Annotated in this window: 14 protein-coding genes and 1 tRNA gene; 9 read left to right on the top strand and 6 right to left on the bottom strand. The window is 57.2% G+C overall.

Annotation, left to right across the window (positions count from 1 at the left end):
- Positions 1-5: 5 nt before the first annotated feature.
- Positions 6-650 carry a ribonuclease D gene (locus tag GJA01_RS00070; RefSeq protein ID WP_062503672.1) on the bottom strand — a complete coding sequence of 215 codons (645 nt, stop codon included), beginning with the start codon at positions 648-650 and terminating at the stop codon, positions 6-8.
- Between the two features lie 60 nt (positions 651-710).
- Positions 711-797 (bottom strand) — tRNA-Leu (locus GJA01_RS00065).
- A gap of 109 nt (positions 798-906) precedes the next feature.
- Between GJA01_RS00065 and GJA01_RS00060 the strand changes: the two genes are divergently transcribed.
- From GJA01_RS00060 to gltB, 3 genes are all read left to right on the top strand, one after another.
- Positions 907-1,863 (top strand): complex I NDUFA9 subunit family protein, encoded by a 957-nt coding sequence (locus GJA01_RS00060; protein WP_253783255.1) that lies wholly within the window; start codon positions 907-909, stop codon positions 1,861-1,863.
- 179 nt (positions 1,864-2,042) lie between these two features.
- Positions 2,043-3,476, top strand: coding sequence for an NAD(P)-dependent oxidoreductase (locus GJA01_RS00055; RefSeq protein WP_062503675.1), 1,434 nt, complete (start codon positions 2,043-2,045; stop codon positions 3,474-3,476).
- Entirely contained in the window at positions 3,473-7,993 is a 4,521-nt protein-coding gene (gene gltB, locus GJA01_RS00050) for a glutamate synthase large subunit (protein WP_062503677.1), read from the top strand. The genes GJA01_RS00055 and gltB overlap by 4 nt, the downstream gene beginning before the upstream one ends.
- Positions 7,994-8,062: 69 nt before the next feature.
- Here the strand turns inward: gltB and GJA01_RS00045 are convergent, their stop codons facing one another.
- The 4 genes from GJA01_RS00045 to GJA01_RS00030 form a co-directional block, all read right to left on the bottom strand.
- On the bottom strand, positions 8,063-8,632 hold the full coding sequence (locus GJA01_RS00045) for an NADPH-dependent FMN reductase (RefSeq protein WP_062503679.1): 570 nt from the start codon (positions 8,630-8,632) through the stop codon (positions 8,063-8,065).
- A gap of 77 nt (positions 8,633-8,709) precedes the next feature.
- Positions 8,710-9,903, bottom strand: coding sequence for a formaldehyde dehydrogenase, glutathione-independent (gene fdhA, locus GJA01_RS00040; protein WP_062503692.1), 1,194 nt, complete (start codon positions 9,901-9,903; stop codon positions 8,710-8,712).
- Positions 9,904-10,103: 200 nt separating this feature from the next.
- Entirely contained in the window at positions 10,104-11,312 is a 1,209-nt protein-coding gene (locus GJA01_RS00035) for a DUF1501 domain-containing protein (RefSeq protein WP_062503681.1), read from the bottom strand.
- A gap of 3 nt (positions 11,313-11,315) precedes the next feature.
- Positions 11,316-12,623, bottom strand: a complete 1,308-nt coding sequence (locus GJA01_RS00030) for a DUF1800 domain-containing protein (RefSeq protein WP_082785256.1) — start codon at positions 12,621-12,623, stop codon at positions 11,316-11,318.
- Positions 12,624-12,927: 304 nt separating this feature from the next.
- Here GJA01_RS00030 and GJA01_RS00025 point away from each other — a divergent pair, with 304 nt between their 5' ends.
- The 6 genes from GJA01_RS00025 to GJA01_RS00005 all read left to right on the top strand — a co-directional run bounded on the left by GJA01_RS00025 (position 12,928) and on the right by GJA01_RS00005 (position 18,046).
- Complete coding sequence (locus GJA01_RS00025; protein ID WP_253783257.1) at positions 12,928-13,395, top strand: DUF2946 family protein; 468 nt, start codon at positions 12,928-12,930, stop codon at positions 13,393-13,395.
- Positions 13,396-13,479: 84 nt separating this feature from the next.
- Positions 13,480-15,603, top strand: coding sequence for a TonB-dependent receptor (locus GJA01_RS00020; RefSeq protein WP_062503683.1), 2,124 nt, complete (start codon positions 13,480-13,482; stop codon positions 15,601-15,603).
- 129 nt (positions 15,604-15,732) lie between these two features.
- On the top strand, positions 15,733-16,545 hold the full coding sequence (locus GJA01_RS00015) for a mechanosensitive ion channel family protein (protein ID WP_010501344.1): 813 nt from the start codon (positions 15,733-15,735) through the stop codon (positions 16,543-16,545).
- Between the two features lie 137 nt (positions 16,546-16,682).
- Positions 16,683-16,928, top strand: coding sequence for a hypothetical protein (locus GJA01_RS15465; RefSeq protein WP_253783259.1), 246 nt, complete (start codon positions 16,683-16,685; stop codon positions 16,926-16,928).
- Positions 16,929-17,119: 191 nt separating this feature from the next.
- Complete coding sequence (locus GJA01_RS15460) at positions 17,120-17,782, top strand: nucleoside hydrolase (protein WP_253783261.1); 663 nt, start codon at positions 17,120-17,122, stop codon at positions 17,780-17,782.
- A gap of 30 nt (positions 17,783-17,812) precedes the next feature.
- Positions 17,813-18,046 (top strand): hypothetical protein, encoded by a 234-nt coding sequence (locus tag GJA01_RS00005; protein WP_062503685.1) that lies wholly within the window; start codon positions 17,813-17,815, stop codon positions 18,044-18,046.
- The last annotated feature ends 339 nt before the right edge of the window (positions 18,047-18,385 follow it).

The raw sequence follows: 18,385 nt of genomic DNA, 5'->3' as shown, positions 1-18,385 counted from the left end.
TGTGATTAGGCGCGGTGCGCGAAAATATCGGGATCTTCATATCCCAGAAGGTCCAGACGGGCGCGGGCCGATAGAAAATCAAAGCAGGACTGCGCCAGTTCACGGCGGTTTTCACGGATCAGCATGGCTTCCAGTTTCTCCCACAGAGCGTGCAGATGGAGCACGTCAGACGCAGCATAGCGCATCTGGTCTTCCGTGAGGACGTCTGCGCCCCAGTCAGAGCTCTGCTGGTGCTTGCTCATCTCGACACCCAGCAGATCGCGGCAGAGATAAGCCAGGCCATGGCGGTCCGTGAAGGTATAGACCAGTCGCGCGGCAATCTTGGTGCAAATGACGGAAGAAACGGTGATGTCCAGAGCGTGCTGGAGAACGGCCACATCAAAGCGTGCGAAGTGCATCAGCTTGGTGATGGAGTCATCCGACAGAAGAGCCTTGAGATTGGGGCAGTCATAACCGCGCCCACCCATTGAAACGGGTTTGATCTGCACAAGATGCGCTTCACCGTCACCGGCGGAAAGCTGCACGAGGCAGAGACGATCTCTGTGGGGATTGAGACCCATGGTCTCGGTATCGATGGCGACAACAGGGCCAATATCAAAATCGTCCGGCAGGTCGCCGTCATGAAGATGGATGGCGTTCTGCTGGCTCATGTTGTTGTCACCAATTTTTTTAGAAGCTCAGAGGGGAGGCTTATGAAGCCTGACCGTCTGTGGTGCCCAGAAGAAGACTCGAACTTCCACGTCCTTTCGGACACAGGTACCTGAAACCTGCGCGTCTACCAATTCCGCCATCTGGGCTCAGAAAGCACCGGGTTTTTCAGTTTCCTGAGGCATCCCGGGTTGGTGAAGAGGCGTTTAGCCCGACTGTAGGGACGCGTCAACTGTCTGTATGAAAGAAAAGAAGAAAATGGAGAAACTTTTTTCCTGGACGTCGCCACGCAAGGTGGCGGTCCTTGGCGGCGGTGGCTTTATTGGCCGCAGTTTTGTCAGGAAACTGGTGGCGACAGGGCATGTCGTTCGGGTCGGCAGTCAAAATCCTGAGGCGATTCAGGGGCTTGGAGCAGCAAGAGGAACGGGGCGTGTCGAGTTCCTGAAAGTCTCTGTCAATGATGCGGAGCAACTGGACCGGCTGTTTGATGGAGCGGATGCGGCGGTTAATCTGGTTTCGGTCATGACGCCGGATGTGCAGGTTCTTCACAAGATCAATGTGGAGGGCGCTCATCTGGCGGCGGTCCGGGCGCAGCGTGCGGGGGTGAAGAGTTATGTTCACATGTCTGCAATCGGGGCTTCGCTCACATCGCCGGGGGCTTACGGCCGGAGTAAAGGGGCGGCTGAGCGGGTTGTCAGGCGTGTGTTTCCGGATGCTGGATTGTTGCGTCCTTCGGTTGTGTTTGGCCCTGAGGACAGTTTCTTCAATCTGTTTGCTCTGATCGCCGCAGTCTCGCCTGTTCTGCCGGTTTTTGCTCAGCACACACGTTATCAGCCGGTTTTTGTCGAAGACGTTGCGGAAGCGTTGCTGCGTCTGCTGCAGCCGGAGCATGCGGGACGTATCGTCGAGGCTGGTGGCCCTGACATTCTCAGTATGCGGGAGATGATGGCGTTTGTTCTGGAGGCATCTGGTCGTCACAGGTTTCTGTTACCCATCCCGGCGGCGCTTGCCCGTCTTGAAGCCTCTGTGCTGGAGAAGCTGCCAGGCCATCTGCTGACGCGGGATCAGGTGGCAATGATGTCTGTTGATAATGTGGTGCATCCGGGGCCGGACAATTTGCAGACGCTGGATATCCATCCGGTGTCCATGCGGATGGTGGTGCCGGAGTATCTGAAGACGGGAGTTTTCAAGCTCTATCGACAGCTCAAATCCTGATTGGTCCATATCGGACCTAAATAATGTGGGATTTCTGCAATGAAAGCGGCGATCCAAACATGGTTTTTGCTTATAGGTAAGTATCACTGACTGTTATCACGTAAAGTGACGGAATAGCTGGTACTCCACCGATTTCGTGTGTTCCACGGAACATATGGTTTGTTTAGGAGACACGGCGCATGGCCGAACGGATGTTGCAGTTCGTCAATCACCCACAGATCCTTCCGGAGAAGCGCGATGCTGCTGAGCGTCGTGCGGATTTTGGAGAGATTTATCGTGGGTTTGCGACGAGCCGTGCTGAAGAGCAGGCCTCCCGCTGCTCTCAATGCGGTATTCCGTTCTGCTCCGTGCATTGCCCGCTGGGCAACAACATTCCAGACTGGCTGAAGCTGACGGCGGAAGACCGTTTGCAGGAAGCCTATGAAATGTCTTCGGCTACCAACACTTTCCCGGAAATCTGTGGCCGTATCTGCCCGCAGGATCGTCTGTGCGAAGGCAATTGCGTCATCCAGAAGGGGTTCGAGAGCGTCACGATCGGTGCTGTCGAACGCTTTATTACGGAAAATGCCTTCGAGCAGGGGTGGGTGCAGCCGCGTCTGCCGGATCGTGAACTGGGTCTTAGTGTCGGCATCGTGGGATCTGGGCCGGCTGGTCTGGCCTGCGCAGAGCGTCTGCGGGCGCGCGGCTATGAGGTTCATGTTTATGAGCGTCAGGACCGCGTGGGTGGCCTGCTGACATACGGTATTCCCAGCTTCAAGCTTGAAAAGCATGTCGTGGCCCGTCGTCACAAGCTGCTGGAAGAGCAGGGCATTATCTTCCATCTTTCCACGCCGATCGGTGCGGGTGAGGGGGAGACGTCACTGGATGATCTGCGGACGCGTCATAATGCGGTGTTCCTCGGAACGGGCGTCTATCGTTCGCGCTCTGTGGACGTGCCGGGTGCTGACCTGAACGGCGTTGTGGATGCGATTGACTTCCTGACCGCGTCAAACCGTCGTGGATATGATGAAGATCCCGGTGAAGATGTTGGCCTTCATGCCAAGGGCCGTCGTGTTGTGGTCATTGGTGGGGGTGATACGGCCATGGACTGTGTTCGCACGTCCATCCGGCAGGGCGCGGAGAAGGTGACCTGCGTCTATCGTCGTGACCGGGCGAACATGCCGGGCTCCCGTCAGGAAGTTTACAACGCCGAGGAAGAAGGCGCGAACTTCGAGTGGCTTGCTGCACCGGAAGAGTTTCTGGGCGAAGGCACGGTTGAAGGTGTGAAGGTGCTGAAAATGCGTCTTGGCGCACCGGATGCTACGGGTCGCCGTTCCATCGAAGGCACGGGCCAACATTCCATTATTGAAGGCGACCTTGTGATCCGCGCGCTGGGCTTCGATCCGGAAGACCTGCCGGGTCAGTGGCAGCAGCCTGACCTTGCCGTGACGCGCTGGGGCACGCTGACGGTTCCGCCGGGTGGTTTCCAGACGAGCCTGCCGGGCGTGTTCGCTGGTGGCGATATTGTCCGTGGTGCCAGCCTCGTTGTCTGGGCCATCAAGGACGGCCGTGATGCGGCTGACGCAATGCATCTTTCTCTGACCAAGACCCTGGCGCTGGAGGCCGCGGAATGACACAGAATACCGATTTCATCCGCGAATACGCTGAGAACGTCGAGCGTCTGAAGGGGCTGTATGACCCAACGCAGGAGCGCGATGCCTGCGGCGTTGGCCTTGTCGCGGCGCTGGATGGCAAGCCGTCCCGTGCGGTCGTGAAGGCTGGTATCGAGGCTCTGGGGAACATCTGGCACCGTGGCGCTGTCGATGCTGATGGCAAGACGGGCGATGGTGCGGGTATCCATGTCGAAATCCCGCAGGATTTCTTCGCGGAGGCCATTCATAACAGCTCCAGCGATGATACGATCGACGGCCGCATTGCCGTTGGCATGGTGTTCCTGCCGAAGACGGATCTGGCGTCGCAGGAAGCTGGTCGTCAGATCATCGAAACCGAGGTTCTGAACTTCGGCTACGGGATCTATGGCTGGCGTCAGGTGCCGATCGATACGGCCTGCATTGGCGAAAAGGCCAATCAGACGCGCCCTGAGATCGAACAGATCATGATCCGCAATACGCTGGGTCGTTCGGAGGATGAGTTCGAGCGTGATCTGTATGTGCTGCGTCGCCGCATTGAGAAGCAGGCGACCCGCCAGCAGGTGGATCTGTATATCTGTTCGCTGTCCTGCCGTTCCGTCATCTACAAGGGCATGTTCCTGGCCGAGAACCTGACGGACTTTTATCCGGATCTGCTGGACGAGCGTTTTGTCTCGCGTTTTGCGATCTACCATCAGCGTTATTCGACCAACACGTTCCCGACCTGGAAGCTGGCCCAGCCGTTCCGCAAGGTGGCGCATAACGGTGAGATCAACACGATCTCCGGCAACACCAACTGGATGCGGTCGCACGAAACGCGCCTGTCGCACGCAGCACTCGATCCTTACATGGAGGATCTGAAGCCGGTCGTGCAGGCTGCGGGTTCGGATACAGCGGCGCTGGATAACGTCTTCGAGCTCATGACCTTCGGTGGCCGCAGTGCTCCGATGGCCAAAATGATGCTCATTCCGGCCTCCAGCGGTGCGAATTCCGCGATTTCGCCGGCAGCGCGCGCCATGTTCCGCTACTGCAATGCGGTCATCGAGCCATGGGACGGCCCGGCTGCGGTCTGTGCAACGGATGGTCGCTGGGTCATCGCCGGGCTGGATCGTGCGGGTCTGCGTCCGCTGCGGTATTCCATCACGAATGACAACCTGCTGATCGTGGGTTCAGAAGCGGGTATGGTCCGCGTGCCGGAAGCGCGCATTCAGCGTCGCGGGCGCCTTGGTCCGGGGCAGACGCTGGCGCTCGACCTCAAGGAAGGTCGCCTCTATCAGCCGGATGAACTGCTTGAAATGCTGGCCTCCCGTCAGGATTTCCAGAGCTGGGTCAAGCGCATCCGCAATATCGAGCCGATCGTGCGGGATGTGGTCGAGCCGGACGGTATGGCCGCGGACGTGCTGCGTCGCCAGCAGATGGCAGTCAGCCTGACGCATGAAGAACTGGAAACCATCCTTCACCCGATGGTCGAGACGGCTGCCGAAGCCCTTGGCTCCATGGGTGACGACACGCCGCTTCAGGTTCTGTCCAAGATCTACCGCGGTCTGTCGCACTATTTCCGTCAGGGTTTCAGTCAGGTTACGAACCCGCCGATCGACTCCCTGCGTGAAACGCGGGTGATGAGCCTGATCACGCGTCTGGGTAATCTCGGGAACATCCTCGATGAGCGCCCGGAACAGTGCGATCTGCTTCAGCTTCCCAGCCCGGTTCTGACGGTGGGTGAGTTTGATGAACTGCGGAAAGTCTGCGGTGAGAACGCAGCCTCGATCGACTGTACTTTCCCGGTTGAGGACGGCGAGGAAGGTCTGCGTGCGGCGATCGCCTCCATCCGGGTTCAGGCGGAAGATCATGTCAGGGGCGGTTGCACCCATCTGTTCCTGACGGATGAGAACACCGGGCCGGATCGTGTTGCCGTGCCGATGATCCTTGCGACGGCTGCTGCGCATGTTCATCTGGTGCGTCATTCCCTACGGACCTTCACGTCCCTGAACGTGCGGACGTCCAGCGCTATTGACGTTCACGCTATTGCCGTGACGATCGGTGTTGGTGCGACGACGGTGAACCCGGCGCTGGCCCAGCACAGCATCGCGGACCGTCTGCGTCGTGGCCTGTTTGGGCAGATGACGATGCGTGAGGCGATGGAGCGTTACCGCAAGGCGGTGGACAAGGGTCTGCTCAAGATCATGTCCAAGTTCGGGATTTCCATTATCTCGGCGTATCGTGGCGGTTACAACTTCGAAGCCATTGGTCTGTCCCGTGCGCTGGTGGCTGAGTTCTTCCCGGGTATGCCGTCGCGTATTTCGGGCATTGGTCTGCCGGGTATCGCCCGTAACATCCTGAAGGCTCATGCGGCTGCGTGGGATCAGAAGGTTGAAGCGCTTCCGGTCGGAGGGCGCTACAAGCTGCGCCGTCAGGGCGAGACGCATGCCTTCTCCGGCCAGCTTGTGCACATGCTGCAAAGTGCGGTTTCGGCCAACAGCTACACGCTGTATCGCCGTTACGCGGATGCCGTGCGCCAGATGCCGCCGGTCGCGCTGCGTGACCTGCTGGACTTCAAGGCGCCTCATGCACCGATCCCGGTGGACGAAGTTGAAAGCATCACGCAGATCCGTCGTCGCCTTGTCGCGCCGGGCATCTCGCTGGGTGCTCTGAGCCCTGAAGCGCATGAGACGCTGGCGATTGCCATGAACCGGATTGGCGCGAAATCTGATTCTGGTGAGGGTGGCGAGGATGCCGAGCGTTCCAAGCCGCGCCCGAACGGGGACAATGCGTCTTCCGCGATCAAGCAGGTGGCGTCTGGTCGTTTCGGTGTGACCGCGCAGTATCTGAATGACTGCCGCGAGATCGAAATCAAGATGGCTCAAGGCGCGAAGCCGGGCGAGGGCGGACAGCTTCCAGGCTTCAAGGTCACGGAACTGATCGGCCGCCTGCGTCATGCGACGCCAGGTGTGACGCTGATCTCCCCGCCACCGCATCACGACATCTATTCGATCGAGGATCTGGCCCAGCTCATCTACGATCTGAAGCAGGTCAACCCGACGGCAACCGTCACCGTGAAGCTGGTAGCCCGGACGGGTATCGGCACGATTGCAGCGGGTGTGGCGAAGGCGAAGGCTGATGCCATCCTGATCTCCGGTCATTCCGGTGGCACGGGTGCCAGCCCGCAGTCTTCGATCCATTACGCGGGTCTGCCGTGGGAAATGGGCCTGTCCGAAGCGCATCAGGTTCTGATGCTCAACCGTCTGCGTCATCGTTTGGTGCTGCGGACGGATGGCGGCATCAAGACGGGCCGTGACGTGGTCATGGCGGCGATGCTGGGTGCGGAAGAGTTCGGTATTGGTACGGCTGCGCTGGTGGCCATGGGCTGCATCATGGTGCGTCAGTGTCACTCCAACACTTGTCCGGTCGGCGTCTGCGTTCAGGACGAAAAGCTGCGTGCGAAGTTCGAAGGTTCCCCGGAGAAGGTCATCAACCTTTTCACGTTGATTGCTGAAGACATTCGCCATATCCTTGCCGATCTGGGCGTTCGTTCCCTTGAGGAGGTCATTGGCCGCACGGATATGCTGCGCCAGGTGTCTCGCGGTGCGGATTATCTGGATGATCTGGATCTGAACTCCTTGCTCGTGCAGGCCGATCCGGGTGAGCATGCGCGTTACTGCACCCGTGAGGGCCGTAACGAGGTTCCGGAAACGCTGGACGCGCAGATCGTCGCCGATGCGATCCCTCTGTTCGAACGTCGTGAAAAGCTGCATCTGCACTACAACGTGCAGAACACGCATCGTGCGATCGGGACGCGTATTTCCGGTATGATTACCCGTCAGTTCGGAATGCATGAACTGCCGGAGGGCCAGCTTACGCTGTCGCTGCGTGGGTCGGCTGGTCAGTCCCTCGGCGCATTCGCGGTGCAGGGTCTGAAGATGATCGTGGAAGGGGATTCCAACGATTACGTCGGAAAGGGCCTATCGGGTGCGACGATCGTTGTGCGTCAGTCTCCGGCGTCTACATGGCGTTCGGAAGAGAACGCGATCATCGGCAACACCGTTCTGTACGGTGCAACGAGTGGCAAGCTCTTTGCGGCTGGTCAGGCGGGTGAGCGCTTCGCGGTTCGTAACTCCGGTGCGACGGCCGTTGTTGAAGGCTGTGGCTCGAACGGTTGCGAGTACATGACCGGTGGCAAGGTCGTGATCCTCGGCGAGACGGGCGACAACTTTGGCGCAGGCTTCACGGGCGGTATGGCCTATGTGCTTGATCCGAAGAACCGCTTTGAATCCCGTATCAATCCGGACACGGTGATGTGGAACCGCGTGCAGCCGGGCAGCCGCTGGGATGTTGAGCTACGGGCGCTTGTCGAGCAGCATGTGGAAGAAACGGGCAGCACTTACGCTGCTGACCTGCTGCATTGCTGGGAGCACACGCTGGAGCAGTTCTGGCACATCGTTCCCCGCGAATATGCCAAGGTCATTGGCTATGTGCAGGAAGATCTGTCCAAGCTTTCAGCCTGATTGATTTGATCGAGTAAAGTCTGAAAAGCCCCGCATCAGGTTTCAGGTGCGGGGCTTTTTTTCTTTGGCTTAGGACTGGAGTTTTTTAGCCAGAGTGGCGAGCGCAACGATCTGACCGGCAATGAACTTGCAGGTGGGTTCGTCTATGAATTTCAGCGTTTCGGGGTCTACTTTCCCTGCGACCATGCCAATCATGACTTCGGGACGATTAAGAACAAAGGCGTCCAGAAACACCATATTCTGTCGGAGGTTGTATTGCGCTCTGGCACCCCCGATCATCCCGGGGGACGCCGTCTGGATGGCGACAGGTTTGCCGCTGAAAGGTTGGGGCGAGACGCGGGAGAGCCAGTCGACGGCATTCTTCAGGACGCCGGGAATGGAGTAATTATATTCCGGGGTCACGATGATGACGCCGTCTGCGGCCCGGATCTGTTCCGCCATGGCCAGAACGGGGGGCGGAAAGCCTGCGTCCTGAACATCTGCGTTGTAGTGGGGAAAGTCCCCGATTGATCCGAGCGGGGTAATGGAAACCCCTTCCGGTGCAAGTTCTGGCAAAGCCCGCGCAACCGACGCGTTAAAAGAGGCCTTGCGGAGACTTCCGAGCAGGGTGACGAAATGCAGAGGCGTGTCGTTGGGCATGGATTGGTCTCCGTCGAAGAGCCGGGTTTTTTGTTGTCATGACCCGAAGGGAAGCGGATCATGACACAAAGCAGGCATCAGGCTGCGTTTTTCAGTATCCCGTGAGGATCGAGAACGAATTTGCGTGGCGCGCCGTTGTCGAAGTCGTGGTAGCCGCGTGGCGCGTCTTCGAGTGAAATCACGGTTGCGTTGACGATATCAGCAATGGGCAGGCGTCCATGCAGAATGGCCTGCATCAGTTGGCGGTTATACCGCAGAACGGGGGTTTGGCCGGTATGGAACGACTGGCTTTTGGCCCAGCCCTGACCCAGCCGGAGTGTAAGGTTGCCTTTCTGCGCCGCAGCTTCATGAGCGCCTGGATCTTCCGTCACATACAGGCCGGGAATACCGATGGCTCCGGCGGGGCGGGTAACTTCCATGGCCTGATTGAGAATGACGGCTGGCTGTTCCTTTCCGTCATATCCCCTGGCTTCGAAACCGACGGCATCAATGAAGCTGTCGACCTCTGGTGTTCCGATGACCTGTTCGATGAGGTCACCGAGCCGATCGTGGTTCTGGAGGTTTATGGGTTCAAATCCGACGGACTTGGCATGGGCGAGGCGTTCAGGATTGAAATCGCCGATCATGACGACGGCGGCCCCGAGGATGCGCGCCGATGCGGCTGCTGCCATCCCGACGGGTCCTGCGCCCGCGATATAGACCGTTGAGCCCACACCCACCTTGGCATTGATGGCACCATGAAAGCCGGTGGGGAGAATATCGGTCAGCATGGTGAGGTCTCTGATGCGCTCAAGTGCCTGAGCTTTGTCAGGGAAGCGCAGCAGATTGAAATCTGCATAAGGGACCATGACGTAGCGGGCCTGTCCGCCGATCCAGCCGCCCATATCCACATAGCCATAGGCGCCGCCCGCGCGACTGGCATTCACTGTCAGGCACACGCCCGTATGTTGTTCGCGGCAGCATCGGCAGCGCCCACAGGCGACGTTGAAGGGCACGGAGACCAGATCACCCTTGCGGACCATCTCGACATCAGAACCTGTTTCGATGACTTCGCCGGTAATTTCATGGCCGAGAACCAGCCCGGATGGCGCTGTTGTACGGCCTCGGACCATATGCTGGTCGGAGCCGCAGATATTGGTGGAGACGACTTTAAGAATGACGCCGTGGTCAATCTTCCGGCCATCGGGTGTTTCCATTCTGGGGTCGTCGATCCGCTGGACTTCAACATGATTGGGGCCGAGATAAACGACCCCCCTGTTTTCGTCAGACATGGCTTCTCTCCAGGTTCGGGCAGCGGCCATCCCTTGCGGCCGGGGTCGCCCGGCACGACGAAATGTTGTCGTACACTGACCTCAACGTCCGTCGCGTTCAACGGCAACCGTGACATAGAAATACAGCCATATGATCGCTCAATTGTGATGGGTACGTCCTGAAAACGGTCCCGCTGGACGTCCAAAAATTCCCCTTCCTGTCAGGCTGAAACAATCAGGCCTTTGAGTGGATTTGTTTTTGGGCCGGGAAAGACCGTTGGAAGCGCCTGTGGTGGCAGATGAAGATGATCACACAGGACACCTGCGGCTACGGCACGCAGATCTGTTGTGGGGGCGAGATCCCGGTTTTCAAAGAGCTGGCTGGGGCGAAGGCCGGGCCATGTGCCGCCGACTTTTCCTCCCGCAACGGCACCTCCGGCAAGGAACGTGACAGTGCCGGTGCCGTGGTCCGTTCCGCCGGTGCCGTTCATGCGGACGGTTCTGCCAAACTCCGTCAGGGCAAGGACGACCGTGCGCTTCCAGCTTTCGCCCAGACTTTCACGCAAGGCTCCAATCCCGCGATCAAGCTGGGCGAGAGGGCTTCCCAGTCGCCCAAGCTGAGCGGCATGGGTGTCCCACCCTCCGATTTCCAGTGCGGCGATCCGGGGACCATGGGATGTGGCCAGCATTTGCCCTGCGGCGGTGGAAAGCTGTGTGAAAGCGTCGATTTTGTGAGGTTTTCCTGTGGCGGCTGGTGTCTTCATGTCCGTCATGTCCGCGTCCGAGAAGCCTCTGGCTTTCAGGCCGTTTCGGAAAGCCGGGCCTGTGATGGGATCGGATGCGTTCAGGGCAACGATCTGGTTGTAAAGATCTTCGTCCGGGTGCTGGCTTCCAGCGGGCGCATAGCTTCCGACCTTGGCAGATCCGCGGAGCAGAAGGGGAACTGTCAGCCCCATGGCCAGCCCGTACCCATCCGGTCTGTTGGTTTTCCCTTGAAGGACGGACACAGCCCGGTTCAGCCAGCCGCTGCTCAGACGGTCGTCCGCGCCACTTTCCAGATAATCCTGCGCTTCAAAGTGGGAGCGGCTGCGGTAGTGGCCTGCCACGGCATGAATAGGCAGCATCTGGCCTTCGCCATAAAGGCGGTGAAGCGTCTGAAGGGAGGGGTGCAGCCCGTAGAAGCCGCCCAGATCAAGGAGGCCGCCCTCCTGTCCGGGTTCAGGAAGAACAAGATCCCGGCGATGTGTTCTGAGATCGGCATCTCCGTATGGGGTGACAGCCGACAGGCCATCCAGTGCGCCGCGAAGGATAATGACCACAAAGCGTGGATCATCCGGACCGCCGGGTGAACCGGCAAACGCGAGAGAGGAACGCCCGAGTGTCCAGCTTGCAGCCAGACCCAGCAGGGCAGTGCGACGATGGATCATCATGGGTCAACGCCTCTGGAATTCGGGTGAAGAGAAGAGCAGGGCCAGCGCATCCTGACGCGAGCCGGCATGATGCATGGCGAGTTGTGTCTGGGGTCGGAGTGCCGGGCCGAGGGCGATATGGGCGATCTCCATCGGATCTCCGGCCCGCACATGAGCTGCCATTCGCCATGCCCAGTCCGTGCGGGCCAGCATATCCGCAGGTGCGCTCCAGTCTGCCGCAGTGTCACTCCAGCCGTTTGGCAACGGGGCCGTCCATAACGGTTGTCCCAGTGAAGCGAAGGCTGCGTAAAGCTGATGAGGGGGGGAATGTGGATCGTCTGGCTGGCTGGGTTCGCCCCCTAAAGACAGGGCTCGCATGACGGCGGTGGCATAGTCCATGGGGGAGCGGAACTTGCTGCCAGAGCGGTTCGTATCGTGAAGGTCTGCCAAGGCGAGAGAAGCTTCCCGCAGGTCTCCATCACTGTCCCGAAGGACAGACGCAATATGGGTGATATCCTGCGGTGAAGGTGTGTCAGAAATGAAATGCCCGACCATCTGGGTTGCGATGTGGCGGTACGTTGCAGGGTGCGTGCCGAGGAAGTGCAGGGCCTGTATGCCGCCGTCTTCACCTTCGGGGAAGGTCTGACCCATGACGGTTTTTTCGCCCGGTTCATGAGCTTTTTCTCGAAACACAAAGCCGGGCTGTTCGGCCTTCATGTCGATGCTCCAGCCTGTCAGGACGGCTGCGAAGGACGTGACGTCTGTTTGGGTGTAGCCAGAGGCTGGCGAGACCGTGTGCAGTTCCAGACATTCACGGGCCAGATTTTCGTTTAGCCCGTGATGGCTTTTTCGTCCTGCCGGGCTGGTGGGGCCGATGGACGATGTGTTGTCCAGATACATCAGCATGGCCGGATGACGCATCACGGCCAGGAGCATGTCCGAGAAGCGTCCTGTTACATGCGGGCGAATGGCCTCACGCATATAGGCGCCGATGACCGCTCTTGTGCCGCCCTGACGCAGGCTGACCGTGAAGTGATTGAACCAGAACCAGGCAAGCCGCTCTCGGAATGGCTGGTCCGTCACAAGCAGATTGTCGAGCTGGGTTGTGACTTCTGCCTGAAAAATCGGCTTGACCAGAGGATCACCCTGCATTTTGGTTTTGCGCTGTTCCCGCAGGGCGATCAGGCCATCCGGGGATGATCCGACGTTCCAGAAAATGGCTGCATCAGGCTCATTGAGCTGCTGCGAAAGCCATTCCCGGAGAGGCATATCAGAGGCTTTACTGTCCCGCTGGCCCCAGCCGAATCTGTTGATCGCACTGACAAATCGCATGGCACTCTCACGATGTCCGTTGAACGGGCGTAGCTCGATCTTATCGAAAGCTGCTCGCCTTATGTGGCGAAATCTGGACGGCTTTGTATGAAAATGTCAGGCACGTTCTCTGGAACGCATGCTTTTGCAGGCAAACAGATTTTGGAATTGTTTCATTTTTAAAATAAAATCAGGATACCCCATAGGGTATAGGGTGAGTCATTACTTTATACCTGATGGGGGTTTATTTGCGATTTTGATGTCTCTCTGGGTATTTACAATGCAAAGTGAGTGATCTTTTCTGCGTCAGAAGATTTGAACAAGGTTGCGGACGCTGGTTTCAGGGCAGCTCAGGAACGGTCGGGATTTCTCTGCCACGACAGGTCGTTGGCTGCTGGTGATCTGCGTTCTGTTGGGGCTGTTTGGACAGCTTGCTCTTCAGAGCCAGTCCATGCCCGATGAAACTCCGCGTGCCACATTTGAGCGCCTGACGGGACTGAGCATCGGACCGGATACGCCTCCAGCTCCCTCAGAAGTGATGATGATGTCAATGGGGCATACGGGGATGTTGGGAATGGCGCATCATTCCGGGCATCACCATCATCATGATGCAGCTTGCCCGCTATGTCCGTTGCTGCATCTTCCAGCCGTTGTTCTGCTGGCAACGGTTCTTGTTCTGCTTACGCTTATCCGCTGGTCCCGCTGGTGCTATCGGAGCCATGCTGTTCGTGCGCCTCCGGTCGGGCGGGTTACGCATCTGCCACCAGCCACCGGGCCTCCGCACTTCGTCTGAAATCACGTCACTGTCGACCGCATCTTTCTCCAGGCCTGGGGGAAAGATGGCCGGCTATCTGTGTTTCATCGAAGGTTATGGATCATGTTTTTTCCGAATGTCCGGCGTGTGTCACGTCCGGGACTGTTGCTGTGTGGCTGCGCGCTTGTCTTTTCCCTGAACCCGGCTTTTGCGGACGATACGGATAACGCGCAGACCCGGAAGTCTCCTTCCACAGAATTCATTACCGTCAATGGGGTGCGGCACACCGCAACAACGGACCCGGATGTGACAAGCCTGTTCAAGCGCAGTCTGGGGTTTAGCGCCTATTCCGCGGGCGGTGTGTCGGCGCTTCCGGTGCTCAACGGGATGGCCGATGACAGGGTGGCGACATTTGTGGATGGGATGCGCATGCAGGCCGCGTGCCCCAATCACATGAACCCGGCCATGTCTTATATTGATCCGGATATGGTGTCGTCCGCTGTGGCCATTGCGGGGATTACGTCGGTCAGTCAGGGCGGGGACAGCACGGGCGGGACGATTGAGGTCAATCGCAAGGACCCAATCTTTTCAAAAAGCTCGAAGATCCTCGTGACCGGTCATGCGAAGGGAGAATACCGCAGTAATGGCGGTGGTTCCGGCGCTTCCGGGTCAGTGACAGTTGCTAATGACTGGCTCAGTTTGCGGTACACGGGATCTTACAGTCATGCGAGCGACTACCATGCTGGAGGTGGCGGCCGACGTGTTTTGTCTACGAACTATCTGAGTTTTAATCATGCTGTCACGCTGGGGGTTCGCAAGGAAAACCATTTGCTGGCCCTGACGGTCGGGCAGCAGGATATTCCGTATGAAGGGTTTCCGAACCAGTACATGGACATGACCAACAATCGGTCCACGTTTGTGAACGGAAAATATACGGGCGATTTCAACTGGGGAACGCTCGAAGCGCGCGGGTTCTGGCAGCGTGTTGATCACGCGATGAACATGCTCTCCGACAAAGGAGGGCATACGGCCTCGACCGGGATGCCGATGAATACGGACACCCGGACTGCGGGTTATTCCATCAAGGCCACGATCCCGCTTGGCCCGAGACATACGCTGGGAATTGGCAGTTCATTCGATCATAACGGCCTGAATGACTGGTGGCCGCCGCTTTTGAACAGCATGATGATGGGGCCGGACACCTTCCATAATGTGAATAACGGCCATCGGGACCGGCTGGGGCATTATATTGAATGGAAAGCCCAGTGGACGTCTCGTTTCTCCACAGAACTCGGTCTGCGCAACGATCTGGTCATGATGAATACGGGAAAGGTAGCGCCTTATTCCTGGACCAGCATGATGAGTATGGCGGATGCTGCCGCTGCAAAGGCTTTCAACGCGGCATCACGGGGGCGAACGGATACCAATTTCGATGTCACGGCGACGGGGCGGTGGCAGGCGCTTGATAGTCTGACCATTGAGGGTGGTTATGCACGCAAGACCCGTTCCCCCAACCTTTATGAGCGGTATGCCTGGGGGCGAGGTGCCATGGCGTCAACAATGATCGGCTGGTTCGGCGATGGGAATGGGTATGTTGGCAATCTCAATCTGACGCCTGAAATTGCCAATACGGTCAGTACGACAGTTACGCTGCACGATCCGCATGGGCATGGCTGGGAAATCAAGGTTCAGCCTTATTATACCTACACGCATCACTACATAAACGTCGTGAATATCGGGACGCTTTCCAGTGGGCGGTCCATGCTTCAGTTCGCCAACCACAATGCGCAGAGCTACGGCATCAACAGTTCGATGTTTGCCCGGCTTTGGAATAGCACGGTGTATGGTCAGGGTGAGGTTCAGGCCAATCTGAACTGGGTGCGCGGGCAGGATCTTGTGTCTCACGCCGGGCTCTATCATCAGATGCCAACGAACGGCGTGATAACGCTGCGGGAAACATTCCAGAACTGGAGCGGGCATGTGGATGTCACGCTCGTCAAATCCAAGGAGAGCGTGGATCGACTGCGTCAGGAACCACGGACGCCCGGTTATGCGTTGCTCGGGTTAGGGGGCAGCTATCACTGGCGGTATTTTACGCTGGATGGCAGTATCGATAACGTTCTGGATCAGAAATATTACCTGCCGCTTGGGGGGATGTCTCTCGGGGACTATCAGGCGACCGGCTATCTTGGTCCGTTGCTGGGGCTCGGGCGTTCTTTCAACCTGAGCCTGACCGCGTCTTTCTGACAATCATGTCAGTCCCGGAGACTGTCAGAGGTTTTCCGGGACAGACTTGAAGGCAACCTTGCAAGCCCGTTACCCTGCGGTTCATCTGTCGGCATCATGGTGCCAACTTAACGAACAGCAGAGGGGTTCATGGAAAATCACGTCAATACGTTGTGGGGCCAGTTTTACGGCTGGCTACCAACACTTCTGAGTTACGCTGGACAGCTTGTTCTGGCGATTGTGGTGCTACTGGTTGGCTGGTCCATCATCAATATGGTGACCCGCGGCATGGGGCGCATGATGGCCGCCAGCAATATTGAGCCGACGCTTCGCGGCTTTCTGCTGAGTGTTGTCGGCTTGCTGCTGAAGGCCCTTCTGCTCATTAGCGTTGCGTCGATGGTGGGTATTGCCACGACCTCCTTCGTCGCTGTCCTGGGGGCGGCTGGTCTTGCTGTCGGCATGGCTCTTCAGGGCAGTCTCGCGAATTTTGCGGGCGGTGTGCTGATCCTGCTGTTCCGTCCGTTCAAGGTCGGGGATTCCATCACGGCTGCAGGCAATACAGGAACGGTTGTCTCAATCGAGATGTTCCGAACCGTGTTGCAGGATTCCACGAACGACATTGTGTATGTTCCGAACGGTACGCTCTCGAACAATGTGGTCATTAACAGCTCCCAGTCTGAGCGGCTGCTCGCATCGGTGAGTCTGCTGATTGATTACAATGACGATATCGACAAGGCTCGCGCGCTGCTTCTGGCCCTGTTTCAGAACGATGCTCTTGTTCTCAAAGCACCGGCTCCGTCCGTATCGTTCCTGCCTAAGCCAGCCAATATTGCCGTAACACTGGGCTTCTGGTGTGCGCCGGGTAATGTGACACCGCTGGTTGCCAAGTATTCTGAAGCCTCCATTCAGATTCTGAAGAAAGAAGGCTTTCGTCTGGGTGTTACTGCTCGTACTGCGGCCTGAGTAGAGCTGGCCTGTTGGAGAAGTGTTTCCCAGCAGGTCACAGACATTTTCTATTGATCCGTATGATGAGGCTATCAGGGTGAGGCGACTGTAATCTGGGCAGGTCGTCATCAATGGTATTCTGATAGGAGGATGCGATGTCCGGCAAAGCATACCATATCCTGCGTGCCGTCTTGGCTGTGTCATGTTTTTCCGTTTGTGCGACGGTTCATGCTGCGCCTGATCTCTCAGCAGAGGGGAAGCGCCAGCTCATTATTGCGGATAACGATTACAACGGACCAAGAGGCTCGGACATCCAGTCTCTCATCCCGCTTCTGGCGTCCAAAAAAATTCAATTGCTGGGTCTGACTGTGGCAACAGGAGATGGATGGGAAAATGCCTAATCAGAACATCTTCGCAGGTTTCTGGAACTGGCAGGAAGGACGGATATTCCGGTTTTTGATGGGGCGATATATCTGCTTCTGAATACGGTTGATCGTATGCGTCTGCATGAAGAGCAATATGGTGTTCTTCCGCGGAAAGGGCTTGGGGTGGTAGTGGGTCCATTAAGGACGCACTCGCAGAGGAACCCGTCTTGACCCCGCTTCCTGAAGGCAAACCTGTTCTGCAAGCGAGCCATGAACAAGCAGCCCAGTTTATGATCCGGGCCGTGCACGCTCATCCCCATCAAGTAACGATATTTGAAGCAGGCGCAATGACCAATCTGGCGCTTGCAATCAGGCTTGACCCGGAGTTTCCCAAACTTGCCCGACAATTGATTTTTATGGGCGGCCTTGTGGATACCAATATGTCCGCAATTAATGGGAATGCCGCGTTTACAGATGATTTCAACATGGTGTTTGATCCCGAAGCTGCGCATATCACCCTAACGGCTCCGTGGGCCAAAATCACAGTTGTTGGGAATATTTCATCTGACCTGGTCCTGTCCAAAGAGCATCTTGCCAATATTGCTCAATCCCGGCGTCCGGTTGCGCAGTATGTTGTAAAATACATGAAAACCATGCCGCTCTGGGACGAGATGGCTGCGGCGATTGTTGTGGACCCGTCCCTTATTACGAAATCTCAGGAATTATATATGGATGTCGATCCCATTCCGGGGATTAACTACGGCCGTGTGCATCTTTGGAAACGCGATCAAGCTCCACTTCGAACGGGAGTGAAATCCATGACAATCGTTGAAGGCGTGGATGAACAGAAATTCCTTGATAGGTTTATTCAGAACGCCAAAGCGCTTTAAGCGGATGGAATGCAAATCAAAGGATACACAATGTCAGAATGGAAGCTGAAAAAGGACGGGAACCTCGATATTTCGAGTGTAACAGCCTATCGTACAGTTGTTGTACAGGATGGTGCTATCGTGTTGCAGATCAAGTCTGCAACGTCTCCCGAACACTTGCCTGCAGGAGACAAGCTTGAGCAGTTTTCACTTTCTCCTCAAACTGCGGCCGAACTGGGGCGTGAGTTACTGGAGGCCGCTCAGGTTCTTTTGAAGAAACAGTGAGGGTGTAATCCCGGCAGGCATGAAGTGATCTGAATAACAGAGATCGCTTTATGTTTCTGCTAAAGACAAACGCTTTGAGCGTCAGTGTGAGACAGGAAATGGTTAGACCACTCTCAAACCTGCCAAAAACTAATAATTTCTGAGATTGGTGGTGGACCCGACGTAACTAAATAAAGTTATGGAAAACAAAGTTTTATCGGGTCAAAACATCTAATTTTTTCTGTGGAAAAACAACGCGCGAATCTGTGGACTGTCAAACCGGATTCAGCTTGTCTGCTTGCTCAGGCAGTCGCCTCCATCATCGGCAATTCCTTATCCTTGATAAGACGCTTGAGAGTA

The sequence above is a fragment of the Gluconobacter japonicus genome (assembly GCF_002723975.1).
Classification (GTDB): domain Bacteria; phylum Pseudomonadota; class Alphaproteobacteria; order Acetobacterales; family Acetobacteraceae; genus Gluconobacter; species Gluconobacter japonicus.
Note: the sequence above shows the minus strand (reverse complement) of the source record. Positions and strands in the feature narration are given on the sequence as shown.

Bases quoted from the DNA above. Each gene is read 5' to 3' on its own strand.
- GJA01_RS00015 (WP_010501344.1), top strand. From the start codon at position 15,733: ATGGAAAATCACGTCAATACGTTGTGGGGCCAGTTTTACGGCTGGCTA.
- GJA01_RS00045 (WP_062503679.1), bottom strand. From the start codon at position 8,632: ATGCCCAACGACACGCCTCTGCATTTCGTCACCCTGCTCGGAAGTCTC.
- GJA01_RS00060 (WP_253783255.1), top strand. From the start codon at position 907: ATGGAGAAACTTTTTTCCTGGACGTCGCCACGCAAGGTGGCGGTCCTT.
- GJA01_RS00005 (WP_062503685.1), top strand. From the start codon at position 17,813: ATGTCAGAATGGAAGCTGAAAAAGGACGGGAACCTCGATATTTCGAGT.
- gltB (WP_062503677.1), top strand. From the start codon at position 3,473: ATGACACAGAATACCGATTTCATCCGCGAATACGCTGAGAACGTCGAG.
- GJA01_RS00035 (WP_062503681.1), bottom strand. From the start codon at position 11,312: ATGATGATCCATCGTCGCACTGCCCTGCTGGGTCTGGCTGCAAGCTGG.
- GJA01_RS00070 (WP_062503672.1), bottom strand. From the start codon at position 650: ATGAGCCAGCAGAACGCCATCCATCTTCATGACGGCGACCTGCCGGAC.
- GJA01_RS00055 (WP_062503675.1), top strand. From the start codon at position 2,043: ATGGCCGAACGGATGTTGCAGTTCGTCAATCACCCACAGATCCTTCCG.
- fdhA (WP_062503692.1), bottom strand. From the start codon at position 9,903: ATGTCTGACGAAAACAGGGGGGTCGTTTATCTCGGCCCCAATCATGTT.
- GJA01_RS00030 (WP_082785256.1), bottom strand. From the start codon at position 12,623: ATGCGATTTGTCAGTGCGATCAACAGATTCGGCTGGGGCCAGCGGGAC.
- GJA01_RS00020 (WP_062503683.1), top strand. From the start codon at position 13,480: ATGTTTTTTCCGAATGTCCGGCGTGTGTCACGTCCGGGACTGTTGCTG.
- GJA01_RS15465 (WP_253783259.1), top strand. From the start codon at position 16,683: ATGTCCGGCAAAGCATACCATATCCTGCGTGCCGTCTTGGCTGTGTCA.